Here is a 23408-nt window from a genome sequence, read left to right on the forward strand (position 1 = left end):
GTCTTCGATTGATTCCGGACAGCACACCGCCAGTCTCAGGGCCGAAACCGCCTCCTGTTGCTGATGCAAGCAGCGCTTTGGCAGCAGGCGTTTACAAGGGGCCGCAAATCGCAGGTGAGCGGTTTGGCAGAGCTGATCTTATTTTCAGTTCTGCTGATGGGGAGGCAGCTTTGCGCTCTTTCATTGAAAGCTGCGGTGTTCTGACAAGCCGTGAAGACCGCACAGGCCTCACCCAGCCAGCAGATTGGCAGGAAGCGTGCGATAAGGCGCCGGAGAATCGCGGCACCGCCGACAGTTTCTTCATGTCCTATTTCCAGACCGTGACCATTGGAGATGGCAAGGCTTTTGCAACCGGCTATTTTGAACCGGAAATCGCAGGCAGTCGCACGGTGCGACCCGGCTATGTTCCCGTCTATGGCGTGCCCGGTGATCTGGAGCGCGGCTGGCCTGATAATGTGCCCCAGTCAGAGCGAACGGGCCGCGCACCCTTGTCGCGCAGGCTCGCAGATGGCTCTTTTGTTCCCTATTTTGAACGCGCTGAAATTGAAGAAGGTGCTTTAGAAGGCCGCGCACCCATACTGGCATATGCCGCCGATCCTGTGGAATTTTTCTTCCTTCAAATTCAGGGTTCCGGCCGCATCCTTACCGATACCGGCGAGGTTATTCGCATCGGATATGCTGGCCAGAACGGGCGGGGTTATACCGGCATTGGAGGCGTCATGCGCGATCGCGGCCTGTTGGGCGACGGGCCAGGGCAATATTCGGGCTCCATGCAGGGGATCATGGCCTATATCCGCGAAAATCCTGAGGATGGGCGCGATCTTATGCGGCTCAACAAAAGCTGGGTCTTTTTTCGCACGCTGACAGGGGATGGCCCGCTTGGTTCTATCGGGGTGCCCGTTAGACGTGAAAGCTCCGTCGCGGTTGATCCGCGATTTGTGCCCTATGGTGCGCCGGTGTTTCTCGATCTGGACCGCGATGTGGCCGACGGGTTGTGGATTGCACAGGACACTGGCGGAGCCATCAAGGGCGCAAACCGGTTCGATACCTTTTGGGGCGCTGGGGCAGAGGCGCGGACTATCGCAGGCGGGATGAGCGGGCGCGGCAATGCTTACATCCTTTTGCCGCGCGCTGCGGTGCGCAGGCTTACCCAGGGCCAATGAAGCCGCCGCGCGGATTGAGCGAGGACGAAGCGGCTGCCTGGTCGCATCTGGCGCGTTCGGTCACGCCGCTGGAAGGGAAATCCGCGCCTATGACTCCCGCACGCGCGGCCCGAGAGAAGCAGCCCCAGCCTCCTCAAAAGGCCGCTAAGCCAATACTTGTGAAGCGAACGCCAAGCCGGGCAATCAAGCGCGCCGCATCGCCGCCGCCTGTGACGCCTTTGCGCAGGATCGGGCAGGATCAAACGCTTGATCGCAGCTGGAACCGCAAACTCAAGGCAGGGCAGATTGCGCCTGATTACACGCTCGATTTGCATGGTCATAACCTTGATAGCGCCTATACCCGCATCACCAGCGGTCTGGATCAGGCGCGCGCCATGAACGCGCGGGTTGTCCTGGTGATTGCAGGCCGAGAGCGGCCTGTGGACCCGGCTGACCGTGCATCCAAACGCGGCGCAATCCGTGCAAAGCTGCTCGATTGGCTCGCGGCGAGCCATCATGCCGACAGCATCGCAGCCATTCGCCGTGCCCATATCAGGCACGGGGGAGAGGGCGCGCTTTATGTGGTCTTGAAAAAAGCGTGAAACACAAAACGGCGGCGTGGGACCAGCCTGGACCAACGCCGCCGCCTCTTAGGGTAAGGGTTATCGCATCACACTTACCCAAGAGGATTTGATGGTGGCGGTCTGCCTCAGCCAAACAGCCAAACATTCATCAAGCGGCCCGGAATGGCGAAGCTGAAGATACCCGGGATCATGAGCGCCCCGAGATACAGGCTGAGCACCTCGTAGCGGTGGCCTTTCATATTGCCGGCACGCGCTGTGGCGACGATTTTGTACGAGGCCCAGAACGTCATCGGCACGAAGATATGAATGAAGCTGAAGCTGCCGCCTGATTTGATAAAGATGGCTGACGTTGCGGTCGCCAGCATAAGGCCAACCCACACCTTGCCCAATTGTTTGTGCAGCTTGGTGCCTTTGCGCGTCAGCAGCAGGTAAGCGCCCAGCGGGATGGCCGGCAGAACGGTGGTTACATGGAGAACAATCGCCAAGTGGCGCGTGGCTTGATGATCCGGGGCAAATCCTGTGAGGCCGCGCATCAAGGCATAGACCACTGCGAGCGTCATTGTAACGCCCGCTACCCACACCACTGCGCGGATATGGGGGGAGATATCGAACCCGCCTTGCTTTGCTGCTTTGTAATTGCTGGCGCGTTCCTGCGCGGTCTGTTTGTGCAGTTTGGTGCCGGTGAGAAGCGCGACGAATGGCAAGTGACGGATGAGGCTGGTCATAATGAAACTCCCGTTGAGCAGGTGCGTGATTGACTTGATGGCCTCACCATGCCGCCTGCCCATTCGCCTGCAATCACGGCTTCGCAAATGGGTGGGGACCTTCGTCAACGGTGCGGCTAATCCGCGGGTTTGGGGGCGTTTGCCACTTTACGAAGCGCCAATGGGCAGGCATTTGTGAGCTATGGATATGCGGGGCGGCAAGCATGACGACGGGGAAGCGGCAGGCAAGCCGGCCGAGCTGACGGCGCGTGCGGCGTTCTGGCGAAGCACTTTAACCGACCTTGCAATCATGACCGTAATCGGCGTTTTTCTGGCGGTGATCGGACCGTTTGGGTCGATTGAGCAGCCGCTGGCAGTCCGGCTCGTGACATGGCTCACATTTTCCTATCTCGGCTATGCGATTTATTCTCCCATGGGATACTTCGTGGAACGGGCCCATATCGCTTTGGCATTGCCGAGGCTGCCTTTGTGGATAGCGGCTGCGGCGATTGCGACCGTGCCTATGACTGCAGCAATTTACTTCGTGCAGTTTCTGCCTGAAATGCCCCCGGTGCCATCTCTGGAAGAAGCGCTAACAAGCTATTTTTATGTGTTTGTCATTGGCGGAGGCGTGACGCTTTTGTTCAATTTCATCGGTCCACGGGCAAGCGCAGCGCGCACGGCCGAAGACATGACCAGCTCTGCTCAAAAAACGCTGGCCGCTCAGCAGACTTCTGGGGCGGATTATGAGACCGCGTCAGCAACCGCAACCAACCCGCTACTGGATCAGCTTCCTGCCGAGCTTGGCAGTGATATCATCGCTTTGCAGATGGAAGACCACTATGTGCGCGTGCACACGGCATTGGGATCAGAGATGGTGCTGATGCGCCTGCGCGACGCGATGACGCATGTGGCCGATGCAGAAGGACGCCAGGTTCACCGCAGCTGGTGGGTGGCGCGCGGGGCTGTTGAAGATGTGCGGCGCGAAGGGCGCAATGTGCGGCTCAAACTCGCGCGCGGGATCGAAGCGCCAGTTAGCCGCGCTCAGGTAAGCGAATTAAAGGCCGCTGGCTGGATCTAGCGCGCGCTGACCGCCGATACGGTTTTTCACCCATACCAATCCTGCGCCGACAGCGGCGAAGAAAGCGGCCAGCACGACATTGCTGATCGCATATCTCGCCCAGCCCAGCTCCGGCAGATTAAGGAAGAAATAGGCGTAAAAGCCTGTCACCTGTCCCAGCACCAGCGCAAAGGCGCCATAGGTCAGTGGCGGCACCATGATCGCAGGGATCAGCCGAACAGGGCGCGGGTCAGCGGGGTAAAGCGCAGCCACCAGATAATCGTCGCGGCAGGAATGATGGTGTGGTGGAATTGATTGGTGATCCGGTCAAACCCTTGGGGATGATGCTGACCTGATAAGAGGCCCCAATAAATGCCAGCGATGATGAACAATGCGGTGGCCAGTGCTGCCATTACGCGGCGCCCAACCGGTTTGCCAAACGCGATCAACGCCATAACCGCGCATGCGGCGACATTGCCCCAGATCGTAAAAAACCGCAGCATGGCTGCCAGATTGCTGAGATAATCGAAATCGCCCAGCAGCGGCTGCACAGCCAAAGCAAGAAAAGCCAGAGCGGCAATGATCGCGGCTGGCACTCTTCCGGTGGATTGCGTTGTTTGGTTTTGAGGAATGGTCATCGCTGTTCCTGCCCTTACAAAAGCCCAAAATGCAAGCAAAAGCCCCCGGCGCATATATTGTGCACCGGGGGCTAAAGCGACCCATTGCTTAAGCCCGACTGACAGGGGGAAAGTCAGGCCTTAGCGGGCTCTACCGGGCTTTACGCATGATGTTTCGCATAGGTTACATCGAAGCGATCATTGTCCATGACCTTGGCCCAAGCGGCTGCGAAATCGGCGACGAATTTCGCCTCATTGCCGCTTTCTGCATAGACTTCGGCTTGAGCGCGAAGCTGGGAGTTTGAGCCAAAGACGAGATCCGCGCGCGTGGCGCGGTACTTTTCTGCGCCCGTCTTACGGTCGGTGCCGACATATTCTTCATCACCCGAACCATCGACCGGAGCCCACTTGGTGCCCATGTCGAGGAGGTTGGTAAAGAAGTCCGGCGTGAGCTGGCCCACGCGGTCGGTGAAAATGCCGTGCTTGGTGCCTCCAGCATTCGCGCCCAAGGCGCGCATGCCGCCGACCAGAACTGTCATTTCCGGCATCGACAGACCGAGCAAATGCGCTTTGTCGATCAGCATTTCCTCGGTGCGGACATCCGCTTTGGTTTTGAGGTAGTTGCGGAAGCCGTCTGCAAAGGGCTCCATCGGCTCAAAACTGGCGGCATCGGTGTGCTCATCACTTGCATCGCCGCGTCCGCCCGTGAAAGGAACGCTGATTGCGTGGCCAGCGTCGCTCGCGGCTTTCTCAATCGCAGCGTTACCGGCAAGCACGATAGCATCGGCCATCGAGATATTGCCGCGCAGTTCTTCGATTTTGGCGAGCACCTTGCCAAGTTCTTCCGGATCGTTGGCTTTCCAGTCCTTTTGCGGGGCAAGACGCACACGCGCACCATTGGCGCCGCCGCGGTGGTCTGAATTGCGATAGGTCGAAGCCGAAGCCCACGCCGCTTTCACAAGCTCGGAAATGGCCAGGCCGCTGCCAAGGATCGCCGTTTTGAACGCGCTCGCATCGGCATCGCTCGGAGCTGTCCCTTCTGGAACCGGGTCCATCCAGATCAGCGTTTCGTCCGGCACTTCCGGCCCCATATAGCGAACCTTTGGTCCCATATCGCGGTGGCACAGTTTGAACCATGCGCGCGCAAAGGCGTCATCCAATTGGTCTGGGTTTTTGAGGAACCGTTCTGAGATTACACGGTAATCCGGGTCCATTTTGAGCGCCATATCGGCAGTCGTCATCATGGTGCGGACTTTTTTGGAAGGATCGCGCGCATCGGGTGCCATGTCTTCAGGATCAGGATTGATCGGCGTCCACATTTTCGCGCCAGCGGGGCTTTCCACCAGTTCAAAATCATATTTGAACAGGATGCGGAAATAATCGTGGCTCCACGCTGTGGGGTTGTTTGACCAGCTGCCTTCAATGCCAGACGTGGTGATGTTGCCATTGGCAATTTCTTCCGCATCGTTGAGCCAGCCGAACCCTTGCAGATGCAAATCTTCGCTTTCGGGGCTGTCGCCGAATGTGTCTGCCGGGTGCGCACCGTGCGCTTTACCAAAGGCATGGCCGCCAGCGGTAAGAGCGACGGTTTCCTCGTCATTCATTGCCATGCGGGCAAATGTCTCGCGCATGTCGCGGCCCGATGCGAGCGGATCGGGATCACCGCCGGGGCCTTCTGGGTTGACGTAGATCAGACCCATCTGGATTGCGGCAAGCGGGTTTTCGAGCGCCTTGCCCTCGTCCGGAATGATGCGGGTTTCGACGCCTTGGTCGACCCATTGTTCTTCCGTGCCCCAGTAAACGCTTTCGGGCTCGTAAACGTCAGCGCGGCCGCCGCCAAATCCGAAAACCGGGCCGCCCATGCTTTCAATCGCGACATTCCCGGCGAGGATAAACAAGTCAGCCCAGCTGATGTGCTTGCCATATTTCTGCTTGACCGGCCAAAGGAGGCGGCGTGCCTTGTCGAGATTGCCGTTATCGGGCCACGAATTGAGCGGTGCAAAACGCTGCTGGCCGCTGCCGGCACCGCCGCGGCCATCACCGGTGCGATATGTGCCCGCTGCATGCCAGGCCATGCGGATGAAAAACGGCCCGTAATGGCCATAATCGGCTGGCCACCATTCCTGATTGTCCGTCATCAGTGCGGTCAGGTCAGCTTTCAGTGCTTTGTAATCAATGGCGTTGAAGGCTTCGGCATAATCGAAATCTTCGCCCATCGGGTTGGCGCTGCGTCCACCTTCTGTGAGGATATCGAGTTGCATGGCCTGCGGCCACCAATCGCGATTGGTACGGCCAAACAGCCCGCGCGGGCCTGCGTCGCCGTGGAACGGGCAGCCACTCATCTCACCGGTTTTTACATCCATTTTCTGCTCTCCTCTTGAACCAATCCCTCAGGTCGGGATTCGGCATAATCAGGTTTGATGGCAGAAAGATGATGCAAGCGGTGTGATTAGTCCAATCGATTAATATGACAAGATTGATCGGTTTTGTGGTTTAATGTGAGTACGGGCTAGGCCGCTGCTGCGATGTCTTCGATGGCTTCATTTCGGATGAGGTAATCAAATGCGCCAAGCGCTGCTTTTGACCCTTCGCCCATGGCCACAACAATCTGTTTGTGCGGCACAGTGGTGACATCGCCAGCGGCATAGATGCCGGGCAAATTGGTCCCGCCTTCTTCGTCGATCACTATCTCGCCATACTTCGACAATTCAAGGTCTGTATCGACCAGCCATTCGGTGTTGGGCACGAGACCGATTTGGATGAACACGCCTTCCAATTCGACCCGGCGTTCCTCCCCATCTGTCCGGTCTTTCACCACCAGTCCATTGCACCGTTTGCCATCGCCTGTGATCTCGGTAGTCTGACCATTGGTGATGATCTCGACATTGGACATGGATCGCAATTTGGCCTGCAACACTTCATCAGCGCGCAGCCGGGTGCCGAATTCGATGAGGGTTACGCGGCCAACAATGCCTGCAAGATCGATCGCCGCCTCAACGCCGGAATTTCCGCCGCCGATTACGGCAACGCGCTTGCCCTTGAACAGCGGCCCATCGCAATGCGGGCAATAGGCAACGCCTTTGTTGCGGTACTCCGCTTCGCCCGGAACCCCGAGATTTTTCCAGCGCGCGCCGGTTGAAAGGATAAGCGAGCGCGCTTTTAATGTCGCACCATTCGCGAATGTCACTTCGTGCAAGCCGCCTGCTTTCGTTGCGGGTTTAAGCTGCGTTGCGCGGGAGAGGTCCATCAGGTCAATGTCGTAATCACCGACATGCTTTTTGAGATCATCCGCCAGTTTCGGCCCTTCGGTGTAGGTTGTACCAGGTAAGTTTTCGACGCCCAATGTGTCCATCAACTGACCGCCAAACCGTTCGGCCGCGATACCAGTGCGGAAGCCTTTGCGTGCGGTGTAGACAGCGGACGCTGCACCCGCTGGGCCGCCGCCGATTACGAGAACTTCAAACGGGTCTTTCGCGGCGAGCTTTTCGGCGGCCTTCGCATCTGCGCCGCTGTCCAGTTTGGAGAGGATTTCAGCCAGCTCAATCTTGCCGTTGTAAAAGCTTTCACCATTCAGGAATGTCGCTGGAACCGCCATGATATCGCGGCTTTCGACCTCGTCCTGAAACGTGCCGCCTTCAACCAAAGTGGCGGTGATGCGCGGGTTTTCGAGCGCCATCAAAGTGAGAGCTTGCACAACATCGGGGCAGTTGTGGCAGGTGAGTGAGAAGAACATTTCAAACTCGAAATCACCTTCGAGCGCGCGGACCTGCTCAATCAGATCGGCATCAACCTTGGGCGGGTGTCCGCCAGCCCACAGGAGCGCCAGCACCAGCGAAGTGAACTCATGTCCCATGGGAAGACCCGCAAAGCGCACCCATTTCGCAGGGTCGGATGCACGCCGGATAACAAAGCTTGGGCGGCGGCCGCCTGCGATTTGATCGTCGCCGTCGAAATGGGCTGATACCATTTCGTGAAGTTCAGCGATTTCGGTCAAAAGCTCGCGCGTCTGGGTGGATTTGGCGCTGTCATCCAAAGCTGCGACAAGCTCAATCGGCTCGCGCAGATTGGCGAGATATTGTTTGAGCTGGGTCTGCATATTGGCATCGAGCATGGCGTGTTCCGTCGTGTATTGGGTAACAAAAGGACAGGCCCGAACCGCTTCGGGAGGGGGAGGGGAGGGGGTGGAAGCGGTTCGGACCTGATGTTTGCCCGGACTTGCGTCAGGGCGCAGGCAGCACGCGGCTGGAGGGTTGCGCGCTGCCCAATATTGTCAGTTAAATTTTACCGACAAGATCGAGTGAAGGCGCAAGCGTTTCAGCGCCTTCTTCCCATGCTGCCGGGCAAACTTGACCGGGGTTGGCGCGTACATATTGCGCGGCTTTGATCTTACGGGTCAGTTCATTGGCATTTCGGCCCACGCCTTCGCAGGTGATTTCCATGATCTGGATCACGCCATCGGGATCGACAACGAAAGTCGCACGGTCTGCAAGGCCCAGGCCTTCGCGCAGCACGCCGAACTGGTTCGACAATGTGTGCATTTGGTCGCCGAGGAACGGGAATTTCAGCTTGCCGATTTTCTCAGAGCTATCGTGCCATGCTTTGTGGCTGAAATGCGTGTCGGTTGAAACGCCGTACACTTCCACGCCCATGTCTTGCAACATGGAATATTTTTCGCCCATGTCTTCAAGCTCTGTGGGGCATACGAATGTCCAGTCGGCGGGGTAGAAGAAAAACACCGCCCATTTGCCTTCGATGTCTTTTTCAGTGACGTCAAAAAAGTCTTTGCCTGCTTGAAAAGCGGTGGCGGTGAAAGGTTGGATTGTTGAACCGATAATGCCCATGTGAATTGTATCTCCTGAAAAGTTTGGATTTCTAGCTGCGGCGAAAACGCACATAGGATTTGATGCGCCGCAGCAAAATTGAATTGTGCGATTGCGAAGATCGATTTTTTCAATGAAAAGAACGGGAACCTATCCGGTTGGTTCCAATATGCACTGCCGTCTGGACGAAATTGCTTGCCGGTGCCCTAAACTTGCAAAGCGGTTGCCGCTTGCCACAAGGAAAGCGCGGTGCGTAAAGGGGCGGTGTTGGGGGATAGAATTTGAACAACAGGCTTTTGCACCGCAATGGTGTCGACCGCATTGGAGAGGTCCGCGTGCGCGCCGATCTCAACCGCTTGGAACTGGGCGATCAATCATCGGCAATCGAACCGCGCATTATGGAAGTGCTGCTCAAGCTCGCGCAGATGCAGGGCGAGGTGGTTTCCCGCAATGAGATGATCGAAGATGTCTGGGGCGTAGAATTTGGCGGCGATGAAAGCTTGAGCCGCGCGGTTTCCATCCTGCGCAAGACAATCAAGTCTCTCGGCCAATCCGACCCGTATATCGAGACCATATCAAAACGCGGTTACAGGCTGGTTCAGCCGGTCACAGCCAAACCCCAAAGCGGTGACGAGCACACGCCGACTGTCATATCTGGCGGCCTTTCGCGTGAACTGCCTGAATTACCATCCATGGCGGTTTTGCCGTTCGAGATGCGCGGCAATGCCGCATCGGATCAATTTGCCGTGGACGGATTGGTTGAAGAAGTGGTCGCAGCGCTTAGCCGCATCCGCACTTTGTTCATCATTGCCAGTGGTTCAACCTTTGCGATCCGGAACGAGGTCAACACGCCGATCGAAGCGGGTGAGAAGCTGGGCGTGCGTTATATCGTTTCGGGCCAGGCACAAACCGCAGGGGACCGGCTGCGTGTCCGCGTTGAAGTGGCCGATGTCAGCAATGGCGGGGTCGTTTGGCAAGACCGGTTCGAAGGTTCGATGGACGATCTGTTCCAGCTTTATGATGATGTTGCAGCAGGCGTTGCAGGGGTTGTGGAGTTTTCTGTACAGCAGCGCGAAACCATGCGCGCGATCCGCCGCCCAACCGCTGATCTTAAGGCATATGAGCTCTATCTGCGCGGGCTTGCCAAATTGCGCACTTACACTCGCCAGGGCATGTACGAAGCGCTCGACCTGCTGAATGAAGCTTTGGAGCGCGATCCCGATTACCCGCTGGCGCACAGCATTGTGGCTGGATGCCATGCCAATATCGCGCAAAGCAAATGGTCGGATGATCCGCTGGAAAATCTGCGTCTGGCCGAATATCACACGTCCGAAAGCCTCACCCATGGCTCGGACGATCCGCAGGTGGTGGGTACGGGATCGCTCGCTTGCAAGATCGCCGGTGATCTTCAAGGGGCTAGCCGATTGGCAGAGCGGGCCTATCAGCTCAATCCGGGCTCCTCGTTCACACAGATGGTGCTCGCAATGGCCAAGCTTGCATCGGGCCATGTCGATGAAGCTGAGGCGTTGATGCAATTGTCGATCAAGCTTGATCCTCTGTCGCCCAATCGCACTTTGCAGGTCGGTTATCAGGCTGCAATTGGGTTTGCGAGAGGTGACTACGCACAGGCAATGGAGCTGGCGAATGAGGCGGTGAAATACGGACAATCGCCGCCGATTTACGCATTGCTGATTGCATCGTGTGCGCATGCGGGGCAGCTGGACAAAGCTGCCGCATTGCTCACCAAGCTGGAATCAGAAGCGGGCATATCCATCGCGGCGGCCGCAGGCACCTTTTATGAAGACAAGGCGATCACCGCCCTGTTTCACGAAGGAATTGCCAAAGCGCGCGGGGGCTGACGGTGTCAGCCGGTTTTGCCGCTATTGGCTAACCAGAACATTATCGCCGGGCAGCGTCGCAAAATTGAACTTTGCCCAAATAGCGAATTTTACCGGGATTTTGGTGGAGCCGGGATCAGGTTCGCGGCCCAAAATATCGCGAATGATCTGGTGGCTTTCGCACGTTGTCACGTCGATTTCATGCGCGCCTTTCAAAAAGCCGCCGCCTTTGAACTTGGTGATCTCAACAGGCGTGTGCACAATCGCGCGGTAACACGCTGTATTGGTAGCGCCAGGCTCGCGAAATTGTTTGAGTGCGACTGCCGGAACATGGGGACGAAAGTGAAACAAATCGGCCACGTCTTCGCCGGCGCCTGACAGCAGCCGGGCGAGAAAGGCTTCTGCCGCTTTGACGCCATCACTCCATTCCGCGGTGTCCAATTCGGCCTTTGCACCTTTGATGGTGTAAAGCGGAGCCGTTACCCCGCGCGTCTCGCTCGACAGGGTGGGGAAGAATGTGGTTGTGCAGCAGAATTGCGGGTTTTCAGGATTGTCTTCTGGCACTTCGAGATCGCCCAGCTCTTTGGCCCAGCCCCATGTCTCGCGTCCGATCACCATACCCATGGCATAGTTGATGAAAATATAGGGCGACCACAGAACAACGCGCGTCTTCAATAGATCGCCTTTGTGCTTTTCGATCAGCGGGATCCACACTGCAAATTCGCGTCCCGGTAGCCAGCCGACCTCAGCGCCGCCTGAAAAAGTGCGCTCCACATCGACAGAGCTGAAAATCGACACGCCCAGCGGAACTTCATACCGCACGCTACCATCGCTTGCTGCGTTGAGAAGTTCATCGGTGAGATTTTGCATCGACGCTTTATCGGCCTCAATTACAAATGCGTGCGCGGCCGCGTTTTCAAAGACTCCCGGCGGTGCCACATCAATCGCGCCATGGCCCAGCCAGGAAATAAAAGGGATATTGCTCATCGTTTCAATCCTTATCCAAAGCCTTGTGAAGGGCGGCGTTCGAGAAAATCGTATCCGATAATTTTGACAGGCTGACCGCAGATCGCGCGGGCGGCAGCCATGCCTGACAACACTGCCCCTTCGAATGAGGTGACAAGCCCCATTTGCGTCCCTTCGCCAGCAAGGATCAGGTTGCTGAAATCGGTCTTTGCGTGCAGCCGGTATTGCGTCATCCCGGCGCCTGAAAGCGTCGTGCATTCGCCGGGATCAACATTGGCGCGGTAGTATTGCGCGTCCAATCGCGCTTCGCCCGTCACATCGCTGGGCGCATGGAGGATTGACCAGTTAAACTGATTATCCCTTTGCGCACCGGGCCATGAGGCGTAGCTTTTGGTGTTGAGCCAATTGATCGTCATGCGGCGCAAATCCGCTTTGGCTTTTGCCGGCGTATCCGATTGAGATTTTGGCGCGCGATACAGCGTGGATGACATGGTACCTGTCAGGTAATGCAGGCTCTTGGGGCCGTGATCGCCCCATCCTTCAAATTTCAAAACCTGGCTCATATCAGCCCAGATATCGAGATATTCGGGGCCTGAGACACAGGCAGGTTTGGCGCGGGTCCAGCCAAGACCTTCAAGGTCGCGGTCGCACCACAATTGAACGCTGAGGCTGGGCACGATCGGGGTGTTTTCGATCCAATTGCGCAGCGGCGTGTTGATCGCGGTAAGCGGGGCGCAGATGCCCGGCTCATCCTCGCTGAACTGTTTCAATGCGCCCAAGGCAATGGCCAGAACGACATCGTCGAAATCCTCACCCAGCGTCAATTCACGCTGGTCTGCTGCCGGCCAGTTGTACCAATTGCTTTCAAAATTGACCGCTGCGGCCTGCATTTGTGCGCCGGCTTTCAGCTGTTCCCAATGCGGCTGTGATGGCCACACCACCATGCCATCTCGTCGCTGCGTGGGCGTATAAGGACCATCAATGCACTCGGCCTGTATGTCGATTTTGACCTTGCCCAATTTGCCGGGATCGGTTGAGCTTGGTTCAAGCGACGTGACCTTGTTGAAGAATTCGAACGTCACACCATTGGCGATGAGCTGTTCGTAAAGCGGGCCAACCATCACCTCGCCCATGCCAGCCTGCACCTCGTATATCGCCGTGCCTTTGTAAGTGAGCACGATGCGCATAATGGTGCCGAGCGCAGTGCCAGCGGCGACATTGGGCTGGTCCGCATCGCCATCGACATATTGATAGGCGGTGTCATAGAGCAGCCGCACAAGAGTGGATTGCGCAACTACGTCGCGGTTTGCACCGTGTTTTAGCAGCCACTCGCGAAACTCTAAATCGTCAAGCGAAATGAAGGGCGCATCCTTCAAAATCAGATCAAGAACGATCCCTTTCGATACCGCTTTGAAAATGTCGAGCAGATCGTGCGGGATGGAATGACCGTTCGCCTTGCGCGCCTTGGCTGAGTGCGGTTCGTGCGCCTTATGGACCCAGCTAATCAGGCCGAGTGCGCGGCGGGCTGCCTCATGCAGAGCATCCGCTGTTGCTTCTTCAGCGGCGCGGATGTGCGCTGCTGCTGCATCAAGAGCATCGAGCGGGCTTTGCAGTTTGTGCGGGCCATCTGGCGCAGGCCCCGCATGCCCGATCGCCTCGCGCATATTGGGGCCTTCGTGATGCGACAGGATCAGCTTCACCCAATCTGCCATTGTGCCAAGCATTTCGAACAGGGTCGGAAACAGCCCGCCCGTGCCCGGAATGCCATTGTTTGTCGCCCAGGTCAGCGGCCAGTAAGACCAGGTTCCTGCGGGATCTAACACTCCCAGCGGAGTGAAGCGCTGGGGTTTTGCCGCGTCCTGCCATGCTGGCATGGCCCACCCGCCTTCTATTGGCGGGCGTTCGGCGTAGAGTTCCTGAAGCAGTTTGAACGTGTTTTCGTAAAAGCCGAACCAGACATGCAGGCCGTGTTCGATATTGCGGTTTTGCGCGTCGCGTCCGCTGGCCCCTTTGCCGCCGCAGCGCCAGCCCATCTGATAGACGGTCACTTCGTTCGCGGCTCGCAAATCAGGCGTGCGGGTCAATTGATAAGCGGCACTCAGCCCCGCCATACCGCCACCCAGAATTGCTATCTTGCGCTTGGCCATCGGGCGCCTCCTCAGGTGGTTTTGACGTATTGCGGAAAGCCGCTGATCGCGCGCGCGGCCAGCATTCCTGATTCCATTGCGCTTTCAAAACAGCCGCCGCTAAAGCGGGTTTTGGTCCAGTCGCCCACGATGTAGAAATTGCTGAGCTCGGCAGGTTTTGCAGGATCAAAGCGCGATGCGACATTTTCGCCTGATGGGGTTTGGACATATTGTTCGGACAGGTCGAAATTGGCCCGCACATAGCTGCTGATAACCTGTGATCCGAAACTGGTGTCTTTAAGGTTAGGCCACAAACCGCTGAGCGAGGTGTCGATCCATTGATCGGCTATATGGTCGGCATCGCGAGCCAGACTGGGCGGGGATATTGGATCACCGTCAATTGCCAAAGTGCCGCAGAAATAGGCCAGCGAATGCGGGATGGGGACAGGGCCAGACCGGTCCTCTCCCCAATTCTCAAAGGCAATGACCTCGGTCATATCGCCCCAGCTATCGTAAGGCGGTTTGTACGATGTGAGCACGGTTGAACCATGGCTCCAGCCAAGGTCATCAAGTCCCCTGCTCATCCACAATTGCATCGCCTGTGTGCCAACCGATGCACTGTGCTCAATCGCGCTGGCCCATTTGGGATGCGCTGTCATCAGATCGGTGACGAGCGGTTCGAGAACAAGCGGCGGAAGCCCTGATATGGCGATGTCGAAGTCTTCGCCCGCGCTGAGTGTGCGGGGGGATCGGAATAGACGAGGCAATCGGAATAGTCGAAATCGGTGCCGTCGGCTTTCAGCTTTTCGCCATTTTCCAATTGGGACCAATCCGGCTCGCTTGGCCAGCTGTCCATCTGTTTGCCGCCCGGTATGGTGATCCGGCGAAGCGGCTTATAGGGCTTGTTTCCAAGAGTGCGCGCTTGCCGTCTGACAGTGATTTGCGACAATTCGCCATTTGCGCATTTCAGCCCGGTCACCCGGTGGAACAGCTGAATATCGACCCCGCGTGCGGTCAGAACATCGTAAAGCGGCGTGAATACAGTGTCAGCTGTGCCTGCCACCATTCGCCACAGCGGCGCGTTGTTGTATCCGACCGCAATCTCCATCTGCGCGCGAAAGGACACGCCGGCGGCCAGCAGTCCTGGGTCGTCCATTTCTCCGCCAACCTGCGCAAAGGCCAGGTCATAGATTGCATTGACGAGGCCCGAATTCAGCGTGCCACGTGTCGCCCCGTGCTTGCCCAGCCATTCGCGCATGTCGAGCGCGTTGAGCGCGTCGTAGCCCGCTTCCCCCTTGCCCAGCAGATCGCTGATATAGCCGGCACTTGTCGCCACAACGAGATCCGCGCCAATGGCGATCATGCGCAAGGTGTCCAAGATGCCGACGGCAAGCGGGCGATCATCTTTTTGATGTCTGCTAAGGAACTGGCCAATCTGGTCCTGCGCGCTCGCCAGCGCGACTTTTGCGCCCACTTTGGGTTGTATCCGATCGGGCACCAGCCTGTAGCGGACGACAGCGAACCAAGTCTCCACGGCTTTGCGGAAAGGTGCGTGAGCAGGGATCAAACCTTCAATCGTATCGATCAAAGTTAGAACCAATTTGCTTTGTGCGCTGATTGGCAGCTGGCCGGGGCGGTCTTTTGCGTTCAGCACCTCATCGCCCGGCTCTCCCCCAATTTGGGAAAGGGGATGTTCCACGGGGTCCAGACCCCATCGGGCGAACGATCCATCAAAGACACCAGATGCTGCGGTTTGAACCCATCGGTCCATTCCTGCAGGGGGTTATCCGGGTCGGGATGCACTCTGCGCCACTCTTCATAGCAAGTGCGCAAAGTGGCAAAGGCGTTTTGATAGCAGCCCATCAGGATGTGCAGGCCGTGTTCCTCTATCCGGTCGGCAACCGCTTCGTTGCGGCCGCTCGCGCATTTGCCGCCCAGCCGCCAGCCTTGCGTATAGATGGTGATGTCATAGCGGCCCTCAAGCGCTGGATCGCTGAGCCAGAAGGCGGCCGCAACCGCCGATGGTCCGCCGCCCAGGATCGTGATCCTTTTGCGCTGTGCGACCTCGTTCGCACCCGTGGTGTCAGTCATATGGTCCCCCCAAACCTGATCGACTGACCCGGCCTGGCGGGAGTCGTTGGCATCAATCCTACCATTGCTTTGCCTCCCTGTCGCACGTTGATGTCGCACCTTTCGGCGCGGGCCTAAGCCTGAGGGGGCAGCCGGTCACCCAGCCGCCCCCTTTGTGGTCAGTGCTTACCGGTTCGCTTTGGCCGGGACGCTGCTTACAGCGAGGCGAGTGGCGTTTGTTGACTTGATGCTGGCCAGCGCAACCGATGTGGTGGCTTTTGCGCATTGGCGGTATTGCGACACCTCGCGCACCGACTGGCGCGCTCTTGAGTATCCGCACACCTTCTTGACAGCCCCGCGAATGCGGCTTTCCAGAGCTTTCATCCCCGTTTCGCTGTCGAGGTTGAGGTCGTCATAGGACACCATCACGGTGCGATTGCCGTCATCGTTGACTGTCATCGTGTCATTGTCAGCGGCGATTGCGCTGGTGCAGCCAAGTGCAAGCAGAGCGGTGGCCGTGATGGCTTTAGTGGTATTGAACATGTGAATTCCCCTTGATGAGTTGTGGCGATCTGTTCGCCTGCCATCCTCAATCGGGGGTTTGGCATTCAAAGTCCTGAGCGCACCTTGAAGCTAATCTGATGTTTCCCTTATGGCTTCTCCGCTCCTGCTCCTGCTCCTGCTCCCACCCCGATGCTGCCCATCTGGCCTTGATGCAGCAGTTTGTGATCGGCCAGCACCAGCGCCATCATCGCTTCGACTACCGGCGCGCCTCTGATGCCCACACACGGATCATGGCGGCCCTTGGTGCGCACCTGAGTCGCCTCGCCATCAGAGGTGATGGAAGGGACGGGCGTGAGGATCGAGCTTGTTGGTTTGAAAGCGGTTCGCACCACTACGGGCTGTCCGGTGGAGATGCCGCCTGCTGTCCCGCCTGCATGGTTGCTGGCGTATTGCGGTTTGCCATCAGGGCCGGGCGACATGGCATCGGCGTTCTGTTCACCTGTCAGCCGGGCTGCGGCAAAGCCATCGCCGATCTCCACGCCTTTGGTCGCGTTGATTGTCATCATCGCAGCCGCCAGATCGCTGTCGAGCTTGGCATAGACCGGCGCGCCCCAGCCAGCCGGAACGCCGCTTGCCACGCATTCGACCACAGCGCCCAGCGAAGAGCCTGCCTTGCGCGCCTCGTCCACTTTCGCTTCCCAGCGTTTGGCCGCCGCCGCATCAGGGCAGAAGAACGGATTGCGCGCGATCTCGCTTGCGTCAAAGGCATTCATGTCAATCGCATCCCCGCCCAGTTCGCATACATAGGCAAGCACCGATACCTCTGGGATGATCGCCCGCGCCACTGCGCCGGCGGCCACCCGCGCTGCGGTTTCGCGCGCCGATGATCGCCCGCCGCCGCGATAGTCGCGGTGCCCGTATTTCGCATCATAGGTGTAATCGGCATGACCGGGGCGATAGCTCTTGGCGATTTCCGAGTAGTCTTTGGAGCGCTGATCGGTGTTTTCGATCATCAGGTGAATGGGCGTGCCGGTTGTCCTGCCTTCAAACACGCCAGACCCAATGCGCACCTGATCCGCCTCTTGCCTTTGCGTTGTGTACTTGCTTTGCCCCGGACGGCGCGCATCCATGAAGGGTTGGATCGCCTCCTCTGTCAGCGCCAGCCCGGGCGGGCAGCCATCCACCACCACGCCAAGGCCAGGTCCATGGCTTTCGCCCCAAGTGGTGAAGCGCAAAGCGCGTCCGAATGTGTTCCAGCTCATGCCAGCCCTTTCCCCAATCTGGCGCCATTTGTCCACCACCCGCCCGGCTGCCTGCCATTCAGCTTACTATTCAGCTCACCGGGCCCTCTCACTCGGTTCGTCGCTGGTGAGAGGCACTTGGACCGCATGTTACACGGTCTTGGCGTAAAAATCAGATCGATCACTGATGTGGCTTTTGATCGAACCAGTCGATCAATTCGGCAGGGTTGAGGGAGGGGCTGAGAGAGGGCCTGAGAGAGGAGAAGCGCGCAAATCATCGTGGCAAAGCCTATAGCGCGGCAACACAAAGTAGGAAAACGTGGGTGGCAGCGCGCCTCCGCCACCTGCAGGAGTGACGATAAACGCCTCGCACGGTCTGGCCTTTGGCGCACCTTTAGGCGAGAACACATGCAATATGATTGCAAAGCTATCAGGCAGGCTCGATGAAACGGGTGAGGATTGGGCCATCGTCGATGTCGGCGGGGTGGGCTATCTCGTCCATTGTTCGGCGCGCACATTGTCGGCGCTGGGCAATGTGGGGGAGGCATGCACCATCCACACCGATTTGCAGGTGAGCGAGAATGATATGCGCCTTTTGGGCTTTGCGGAAAGCGCAGAGCGCGACTGGTTCCGCTTGCTAACACAGGTTCAGGGCGTGGGCAGCAAAGTGGGCCTTGCGATCCTTTCCGCGCTTTCCACTGCCGAATTGCGCGATGCGTGTGCGGCAGGCGATGCCGCCAGCGTTGCGCGCGCCAATGGGGTAGGGCCGAAACTTGCAGGCCGGATCGTGAATGAGCTGACCGATAAAGCAGGCGCGATGCCGGGATCTGTCGGGGCAGGCAGCGCGTCAGGCGGCGGGGCGGCCATGGCGCCAGGCGGCGCAAGCGCGGATGCGGTAAGCGCATTGGAAAATCTCGGCTTCAAACCGGCAGTGGCCGCCCAAGCCGTCGCCCGCGCCACCGCCGAATTGGGCGAGGATGCCAGCGAAAGCGATCTGATCCGCGTGGCGCTCAAAAAGGCGGCGGGGTGATGTTCATCGGCAATCAATCCTTGCGATGCGACCCGTTTTTCAGGAGGAATTGACCCGATGAAGAACCCGAAGATTTTCGCCGCTCTCGCGCGCCTAAGACTTGGCATTGGACTGGGCCTTGGGCTGGGCCTTGTGCTGGGCCTTACCGCTGCATCACCCGCCGCTGCGTGCCAGGGGCCGCAGTTTGAAAGCCGATTTGTGGTGTTCAGCGCGCAGCAACAGACCGAAATCCCCGAAGGCATGGTGCAATACCGGGTGCGCATCACGCCCAATTCGCTGCGCAATGTGCATTACCGCGATCTGATCGATGTACATCTGATGGCTGATACGCCCCAAGAAACGGGCAAAATCGAACGCGCGACCGGCCGTCTGAAAATCGTAAAACCTGTAGGGACCAGTTGCAGCTCCGTCGCAGTGCCGGAACCGGGCATATATTACGTTGTGGGCTCGCTCGCGCTGGATCAGGCAGGCAATCCTGTGCAGATCAATGGCGGAAAATTGTTTCGCCCCCAATTCACCTCCCGCAAGGCCTATTCAGACTTTTCCGAGCAATGAGCAAGATGAACGATATGGCAGGTGCAGCGCTGACAAAGGCGGCGGGATGATGACTTATAACATTCGTCATCCTGAACTCGTTTCAGGATCCATTTCTCCATTTGCTTCGCCGAAGAGGGGCAGGAATAGATGCTGAAACAAGTTCAGCATGACGAGAGCTTAAAGCGGGGGCAGGCCCAGCCCAATGGCCAAGTCATGCCAATCGGGGTTCTCGCTTTCGATCAGGTTGATTTTCCACTGCCGGTGCCATCGTTTCAACTGTTTCTCGCGTTGTATCGCCGCCTCCATGCCGCCAAACACTTCGTATCGAACGAGACCATGAACCGAGTAGCGTTTCGTGAAACCATCGATTTCATCGTTTCGATGTTGCCACAGGCGGGCAATAAGGTCGCTTGTCACTCCGATATAAAGCGTCCCATAGGGTTTGTTGGCGAGAATGTAGACGCAGGGTTGGCGTTCCAAAGACATGGCTCCAAGCGTGTTGCGAAATGGATCCTGAAACAAGTTCAGGATGACGGTGGAGGGATTAAAGCACTGTCATGACGGACGATCCGCCCATCCATTCCCCCGATCCGCAAATCGGTGATCCTGATACCGCGCTCAGGCCCAAATCGCTCTCCGAGTTTATCGGACAGGAAGCCGCACGCGACAATTTGGCAGTGTTTATCCAGTCAGCCAAATCGCGCGGCGAGGCGATGGATCATACGCTGTTTTTTGGCCCGCCCGGCCTTGGCAAAACGACGCTCGCGCAGATTGTCGCAGCCGAGCTTGGTGTGGGGTTTCGGGCAACATCGGGCCCGGTGATTGCAAAAGCGGGCGATCTGGCGGCCTTGCTCACCAATCTTGAACCGCATGACGTGCTGTTTATTGATGAAATTCACCGGCTGAACCCGGTGGTTGAGGAAGTGCTGTACCCGGCGATGGAGGACCGCGCGCTCGATATCATCATTGGCGAAGGGCCATCGGCGCGCAGTGTGCGGATTGATCTGCCGCCATTCACGCTGATTGGGGCGACGACGCGGCAGGGGCTGCTCACCACACCATTGCGCGACCGGTTCGGCATTCCGGTGCGTTTGCAATTCTACTCCCATGAAGAGCTGGAACAAGTGGTAACGCGCGGCGCGGGGCTGCTGGGGCTCGCGATTGACACAGATGGGGCGCGCGAGATTGCGCGGCGTTCGCGCGGGACACCGCGTGTGGCGGGGCGGTTATTGCGCCGGGTGCGCGATTTTGCGCAGGTTGCAGGGACCGGCACCGTGACGCGCGCAGGCGCAGATGATGCGCTGACCCGGCTGGAGATTGACCGGCTGGGTTTGGACGCGATGGACCGCAAATATCTCACCATGATCGCCGCCACTTACAAAGGCGGCCCAGTGGGGGTGGAAACGCTGGCAGCAGGGCTGGCGGAACCGCGCGATACGGTGGAGGATGTGGTGGAACCTTACCTCATCCAGCTGGGCCTGCTCGCACGCACCGCGCGCGGGCGCGTGCTGAATGATGCGGGCTGGGAGCATCTTGAGATGACGCCTGTGAAACGCGCAGGCGATGATGCGAATCGCCCTTCGCCCGGATTGTTCGGCGATAGCGTCAAATAGGCCGCGCAAATGTTGCGCCCGTGTAAAATGGCTAAATGAAAGCTAACCCAGCAGTGTCAATTCGGGACAAGCGGACGTAAAATCACGGTAATTCGCGATTTTTGAGGAGCCGAGGCGGCCTAAATATGGTTAAACACATTGCGGTGTAATGCGAGGTGGAGGCATTACAGCGTTGGAACAGGCGTCGGTATAGGTTCGCTATATCAAGCCTCCAATAGGCAAATAAGGTTTTTAGTTATGTCGTTCAAACTGGCTGCTGCAAAGCTCTCCGCCGCCGTCGCAGGTGTCGCTCTTATTCAGGGCGGTGCTGTTCGTGTGGCTGAGCCGTTGAACACGGATGATCCGCAATACACCACCAATCTGGATGTGCCGCGCGACGGGACGAAGCTGCAACCGCTTCCAAACGAGCCGCGCTATATCAAGACGCGCGAACGGGTGATCCCTGAACAGCGCCGCCGGATTGTGGAACGCACAGTGGAATGCCAGCCTTTGGCACCCGGCGTTGTCGCGGCATCGGCTCCGCTGCCTGCGGGCGCGAGCCAGGCCTATTACGATCCGATTGAATGCCCGCCGATTGCGCAGGTTGCCTATGCACCTGCACCGCTTCCCCCGCTTCCTCCCGTACAAGGCGGCGGCGGCTTTGGCGCTGCGCCCGTGATTGTTGGCGGCAGCGGCGGCTTTGGCGGCGGGTTCGGTGGCGGCTTTGGCGGCGGCTTCTTTGGCGGTGGCGGCTCGTCATCGGGCGATGTCACGGTCAACAACATCACCAATACCGGCGAGCCGGTGAGCTCAACGAGCGGCGGCACAACCACCACCACAACCAGCGGCGGGACAACCACCAGCACGGGCGGTGAAGATGGCGATGGCATCAACATCAATATCAACATCGACAATTCGACCTCAACAGGCGCTGTCAGCTCCTCAACGGGCGACGTCTCATCGAGCACGGGTGCGGTTTCCACCTCGACATCAACGGGGGCGGTTTCCAGCTCTACTGGCGCGGTGAGTAGCTCAACCGGCGCAGTCTCTAGCTCAACAGGCGATGTTTCCAGCTCCACTGGCGCAGTCTCCAGCTCAACCGGCGCGGTTTCCAGCTCAACCGGAGCCGTGACATCGAGCACGGGTGCGGTTTCCAGCTCGTCTTCCTCCTCCAGCTCCAGCTCTTCATCGAGCAGCAGCTCCTCATCGTCCTCCAGCTCGTCGAGCGGCGGCGGTGACAACACCAGTTCGTCGGGCGGTTCGTCCAGCTCGGGTGGTTCATCCAGCTCAGGTGGCTCAAGCACATCGTCAAGCGGCGGTTCCAGCGGCGGCGATACCAGCACATCGGGCGGCGCGAGCAGTTCTTCGAGCTCTTCAGGCGGCTCCAGCTCCTCATCGAGCGGCGGTGACACATCAACCTCGGGCGGTGCAACCAGCACGTCGGGCGGCTCGAGCACTTCGGGCGGGTCAAGCACCACCTCTTCAGGCGGCGCGACCAGCGGCGGGACGAGCTCTGGCGATATGACGAGCTCAACCAGCTCTTCGTCCAGCTCCAGCAGCACCTCGACATCGACCTCTTCGTCGGGTTCCAGCTCGGGTGCATCCAGCTCCGGCGGGTCCACTTCGGGCGGTAGCACCACCAGCGGCGGCACCACTTCGGGCGCGACATCGACAACCAGCTCGACGTCGACCTCTAGCTCTACATCGTCAACTTCAGGCGGCACGACCACATCATCCAGCGGCGGCACCGAAGTGCCAGCTCCGCCGATGATGATCCTGTTCGGCGCAGCCGCGGCAGCGATCCTGGGCCGCAAGAAATTCGGTGTAAAAGGCGGTAGCGAAGGCGCAGCCGCTTAAGAGTACGGGCACACCAACACAGAAAAGGGCGGCTTTCCTCACGGAACAGCCGCCCTTTCTTTTGCACGCAATCCTATTGCTGGCTTGTACGTTCCGTTTGTGAGAGTTGCGCTTGAAACTGAGCCATTCGCGTTGTTCCCACCCAAGCCACATCGGCTGTCGTAACAGTATCGCCCAGCTCCCAAACATTGCCATAGCCGTAGCCGATTAAGTTAATGAATGTCGGAATGTTCAGAGCGAGGGATGCGATCTTAAGCCTGATCGGCGGCACATTGTCGCTGAAATTGTTGTTGCAATAGATCAAAATTTTGCGGCCTTTGTTATCGCCGATCACTTCGCGCAACTTATCTTGTGTAAAGTCAGAGAAGGGCAGGTTCACCGCACCATCTATGTGGCCCAGCTCAAATGCGGCGACGGATCGCGTGTCCAGGATGAGTGTATCAGTTTCGGCCGCATGAGCCTTGAAATCTGCGAGCGACAAAAGGCGTTCCTGCCTGATGGAGGCAACCTCGCTTGTCAGCAGTTCAAAGCCTGCATAATCAATTTCTTGCGCTTCGCTTACCTGATCCTGCGCAGTCAGCGGCACCGCTAAGGCCGCAGACAAAGCTGCACCAGCTATCAAAACCGTGTTTATCATTGAAACCTCCTGACCTTAGGGAAAGTCATGGGGTGTCCAGTATGTAAGATTGATGAATATAGGGTCGATCCGCGCTTTAGCGG

The 23408-nt window shown here is 58.2% G+C and carries 23 protein-coding genes; 7 read left to right on the plus strand and 16 right to left on the minus strand.

What is annotated here, in order from left to right:
- Window positions 1–77 precede the first annotated feature (77 nt).
- Window positions 78–1163, plus strand: a complete 1086-nt coding sequence (gene mltA, locus AC0V6L_RS07740) for a murein transglycosylase A (protein WP_486153716.1) — start codon at window positions 78–80, stop codon at window positions 1161–1163.
- A gap of 158 nt (window positions 1164–1321) precedes the next feature.
- Entirely contained in the window at window positions 1322–1744 is a 423-nt protein-coding gene (locus AC0V6L_RS07745) for a Smr/MutS family protein (protein ID WP_486153717.1), read from the plus strand.
- A gap of 107 nt (window positions 1745–1851) precedes the next feature.
- On the opposite strand, the gene AC0V6L_RS07750 is transcribed toward AC0V6L_RS07745, so the two are convergent.
- The gene (locus tag AC0V6L_RS07750; RefSeq protein ID WP_486153718.1) at window positions 1852–2451 is read right to left on the minus strand and encodes a DUF2306 domain-containing protein; all 600 of its coding nucleotides are present in this window, start codon (window positions 2449–2451) and stop codon (window positions 1852–1854) included.
- Window positions 2452–2632: 181 nt separating this feature from the next.
- On the opposite strand from AC0V6L_RS07750, the gene AC0V6L_RS07755 reads away from it, so the two are divergent.
- Window positions 2633–3511: a LytTR family DNA-binding domain-containing protein gene (locus AC0V6L_RS07755; RefSeq protein ID WP_486153719.1), complete on the plus strand. Its 879-nt coding sequence runs from the start codon at window positions 2633–2635 to the stop codon at window positions 3509–3511.
- Here AC0V6L_RS07755 and AC0V6L_RS07760 read toward each other — a convergent pair.
- From AC0V6L_RS07760 to ahpC, 5 genes are all read right to left on the minus strand, one after another.
- Window positions 3488–3763: a Pr6Pr family membrane protein gene (locus AC0V6L_RS07760; RefSeq protein ID WP_486153720.1), complete on the minus strand. Its 276-nt coding sequence runs from the start codon at window positions 3761–3763 to the stop codon at window positions 3488–3490. The two genes, AC0V6L_RS07755 and AC0V6L_RS07760, sit on opposite strands and share 24 nt — an antisense overlap.
- Window positions 3721–4128 carry a Pr6Pr family membrane protein gene (locus AC0V6L_RS07765; protein WP_486153721.1) on the minus strand — a complete coding sequence of 136 codons (408 nt, stop codon included), beginning with the start codon at window positions 4126–4128 and terminating at the stop codon, window positions 3721–3723. The genes AC0V6L_RS07760 and AC0V6L_RS07765 overlap by 43 nt, the downstream gene beginning before the upstream one ends.
- A gap of 140 nt (window positions 4129–4268) precedes the next feature.
- On the minus strand, window positions 4269–6470 hold the full coding sequence (gene katG, locus AC0V6L_RS07770; protein ID WP_486153722.1) for a catalase/peroxidase HPI: 2202 nt from the start codon (window positions 6468–6470) through the stop codon (window positions 4269–4271).
- Between the two features lie 146 nt (window positions 6471–6616).
- Window positions 6617–8218 (minus strand): alkyl hydroperoxide reductase subunit F, encoded by a 1602-nt coding sequence (ahpF, locus tag AC0V6L_RS07775; RefSeq protein ID WP_486153723.1) that lies wholly within the window; start codon window positions 8216–8218, stop codon window positions 6617–6619.
- Between the two features lie 163 nt (window positions 8219–8381).
- Window positions 8382–8948, minus strand: coding sequence for an alkyl hydroperoxide reductase subunit C (ahpC, locus tag AC0V6L_RS07780; protein WP_486153724.1), 567 nt, complete (start codon window positions 8946–8948; stop codon window positions 8382–8384).
- A 260-nt stretch (window positions 8949–9208) separates the two neighbouring features.
- On the opposite strand from ahpC, the gene AC0V6L_RS07785 reads away from it, so the two are divergent.
- Window positions 9209–10786, plus strand: a complete 1578-nt coding sequence (locus AC0V6L_RS07785) for a winged helix-turn-helix domain-containing protein (protein ID WP_486153725.1) — start codon at window positions 9209–9211, stop codon at window positions 10784–10786.
- Window positions 10787–10807: 21 nt separating this feature from the next.
- Here AC0V6L_RS07785 and AC0V6L_RS07790 read toward each other — a convergent pair whose 3' ends face one another.
- The 7 genes from AC0V6L_RS07790 to aroC all read right to left on the minus strand — a co-directional run bounded on the left by AC0V6L_RS07790 (window position 10808) and on the right by aroC (window position 17693).
- Entirely contained in the window at window positions 10808–11752 is a 945-nt protein-coding gene (locus tag AC0V6L_RS07790; protein WP_486153726.1) for an acetoacetate decarboxylase family protein, read from the minus strand.
- 11 nt (window positions 11753–11763) lie between these two features.
- Entirely contained in the window at window positions 11764–13878 is a 2115-nt protein-coding gene (locus AC0V6L_RS07795; protein ID WP_486153727.1) for an FAD-dependent oxidoreductase, read from the minus strand.
- A gap of 11 nt (window positions 13879–13889) precedes the next feature.
- Window positions 13890–14516: an FAD-dependent oxidoreductase gene (locus AC0V6L_RS07800; RefSeq protein ID WP_486153728.1), complete on the minus strand. Its 627-nt coding sequence runs from the start codon at window positions 14514–14516 to the stop codon at window positions 13890–13892.
- Complete coding sequence (locus AC0V6L_RS07805; protein ID WP_486153729.1) at window positions 14516–15556, minus strand: hypothetical protein; 1041 nt, start codon at window positions 15554–15556, stop codon at window positions 14516–14518. Before AC0V6L_RS07805 ends, AC0V6L_RS07800 begins: the two co-directional genes overlap by 1 nt.
- Entirely contained in the window at window positions 15505–15948 is a 444-nt protein-coding gene (locus AC0V6L_RS07810; RefSeq protein ID WP_486153730.1) for an NAD(P)-binding protein, read from the minus strand. The genes AC0V6L_RS07805 and AC0V6L_RS07810 overlap by 52 nt, the downstream gene beginning before the upstream one ends.
- Window positions 15949–16113: 165 nt before the next feature.
- Window positions 16114–16470 (minus strand): UrcA family protein, encoded by a 357-nt coding sequence (locus tag AC0V6L_RS07815; RefSeq protein ID WP_486153731.1) that lies wholly within the window; start codon window positions 16468–16470, stop codon window positions 16114–16116.
- A 107-nt stretch (window positions 16471–16577) separates the two neighbouring features.
- Entirely contained in the window at window positions 16578–17693 is a 1116-nt protein-coding gene (gene aroC, locus AC0V6L_RS07820) for a chorismate synthase (RefSeq protein WP_486153732.1), read from the minus strand.
- A gap of 394 nt (window positions 17694–18087) precedes the next feature.
- On the opposite strand from aroC, the gene ruvA reads away from it, so the two are divergent.
- Both ruvA and AC0V6L_RS07830 read left to right on the plus strand, forming a co-directional pair.
- The gene (ruvA, locus tag AC0V6L_RS07825) at window positions 18088–18702 is read left to right on the plus strand and encodes a Holliday junction branch migration protein RuvA (protein WP_486155074.1); all 615 of its coding nucleotides are present in this window, start codon (window positions 18088–18090) and stop codon (window positions 18700–18702) included.
- Window positions 18703–18759: 57 nt separating this feature from the next.
- A complete protein-coding gene (locus AC0V6L_RS07830) occupies window positions 18760–19257 on the plus strand; it encodes a hypothetical protein (RefSeq protein WP_486153733.1) in 498 nt (165 codons plus the stop codon).
- Window positions 19258–19416: 159 nt separating this feature from the next.
- Here the strand turns inward: AC0V6L_RS07830 and AC0V6L_RS07835 are convergent, their stop codons facing one another.
- Entirely contained in the window at window positions 19417–19725 is a 309-nt protein-coding gene (locus AC0V6L_RS07835; protein ID WP_486153734.1) for a GIY-YIG nuclease family protein, read from the minus strand.
- 71 nt (window positions 19726–19796) lie between these two features.
- Between AC0V6L_RS07835 and ruvB the strand changes: the two genes are divergently transcribed.
- Window positions 19797–20852 carry a Holliday junction branch migration DNA helicase RuvB gene (gene ruvB / locus AC0V6L_RS07840; protein WP_486153735.1) on the plus strand — a complete coding sequence of 352 codons (1056 nt, stop codon included), beginning with the start codon at window positions 19797–19799 and terminating at the stop codon, window positions 20850–20852.
- Window positions 20853–21439: 587 nt separating this feature from the next.
- On the opposite strand, the gene AC0V6L_RS07845 is transcribed toward ruvB, so the two are convergent.
- Both AC0V6L_RS07845 and AC0V6L_RS07850 read right to left on the minus strand, forming a co-directional pair.
- A complete protein-coding gene (locus AC0V6L_RS07845; RefSeq protein WP_486153736.1) occupies window positions 21440–22645 on the minus strand; it encodes a hypothetical protein in 1206 nt (401 codons plus the stop codon).
- A gap of 116 nt (window positions 22646–22761) precedes the next feature.
- Entirely contained in the window at window positions 22762–23325 is a 564-nt protein-coding gene (locus AC0V6L_RS07850) for a rhodanese-like domain-containing protein (RefSeq protein WP_486153737.1), read from the minus strand.
- Window positions 23326–23408 lie beyond the last annotated feature (83 nt).

The organism is Erythrobacter sp. JB1-15 (assembly GCF_057365035.1).

Excerpts from the sequence above, each read along its gene's own strand:
- AC0V6L_RS07815 (WP_486153731.1), bottom strand. The coding sequence starts at position 16,470 with ATGTTCAATACCACTAAAGCCATCACGGCCACCGCTCTGCTTGCACTT.
- AC0V6L_RS07755 (WP_486153719.1), top strand. The coding sequence starts at position 2,633 with ATGGATATGCGGGGCGGCAAGCATGACGACGGGGAAGCGGCAGGCAAG.
- AC0V6L_RS07835 (WP_486153734.1), bottom strand. The coding sequence starts at position 19,725 with ATGTCTTTGGAACGCCAACCCTGCGTCTACATTCTCGCCAACAAACCC.
- AC0V6L_RS07850 (WP_486153737.1), bottom strand. The coding sequence starts at position 23,325 with ATGATAAACACGGTTTTGATAGCTGGTGCAGCTTTGTCTGCGGCCTTA.
- ruvA (WP_486155074.1), top strand. The coding sequence starts at position 18,088 with ATGATTGCAAAGCTATCAGGCAGGCTCGATGAAACGGGTGAGGATTGG.
- AC0V6L_RS07790 (WP_486153726.1), bottom strand. The coding sequence starts at position 11,752 with ATGAGCAATATCCCTTTTATTTCCTGGCTGGGCCATGGCGCGATTGAT.
- aroC (WP_486153732.1), bottom strand. The coding sequence starts at position 17,693 with ATGAGCTGGAACACATTCGGACGCGCTTTGCGCTTCACCACTTGGGGC.
- katG (WP_486153722.1), bottom strand. The coding sequence starts at position 6,470 with ATGGATGTAAAAACCGGTGAGATGAGTGGCTGCCCGTTCCACGGCGAC.
- AC0V6L_RS07750 (WP_486153718.1), bottom strand. The coding sequence starts at position 2,451 with ATGACCAGCCTCATCCGTCACTTGCCATTCGTCGCGCTTCTCACCGGC.
- AC0V6L_RS07800 (WP_486153728.1), bottom strand. The coding sequence starts at position 14,516 with ATGACAGCGCATCCCAAATGGGCCAGCGCGATTGAGCACAGTGCATCG.
- ahpC (WP_486153724.1), bottom strand. The coding sequence starts at position 8,948 with ATGGGCATTATCGGTTCAACAATCCAACCTTTCACCGCCACCGCTTTT.
- AC0V6L_RS07830 (WP_486153733.1), top strand. The coding sequence starts at position 18,760 with ATGAAGAACCCGAAGATTTTCGCCGCTCTCGCGCGCCTAAGACTTGGC.
- AC0V6L_RS07765 (WP_486153721.1), bottom strand. The coding sequence starts at position 4,128 with ATGACCATTCCTCAAAACCAAACAACGCAATCCACCGGAAGAGTGCCA.
- AC0V6L_RS07795 (WP_486153727.1), bottom strand. The coding sequence starts at position 13,878 with ATGGCCAAGCGCAAGATAGCAATTCTGGGTGGCGGTATGGCGGGGCTG.
- AC0V6L_RS07810 (WP_486153730.1), bottom strand. The coding sequence starts at position 15,948 with ATGACTGACACCACGGGTGCGAACGAGGTCGCACAGCGCAAAAGGATC.
- ruvB (WP_486153735.1), top strand. The coding sequence starts at position 19,797 with ATGACGGACGATCCGCCCATCCATTCCCCCGATCCGCAAATCGGTGAT.
- ahpF (WP_486153723.1), bottom strand. The coding sequence starts at position 8,218 with ATGCTCGATGCCAATATGCAGACCCAGCTCAAACAATATCTCGCCAAT.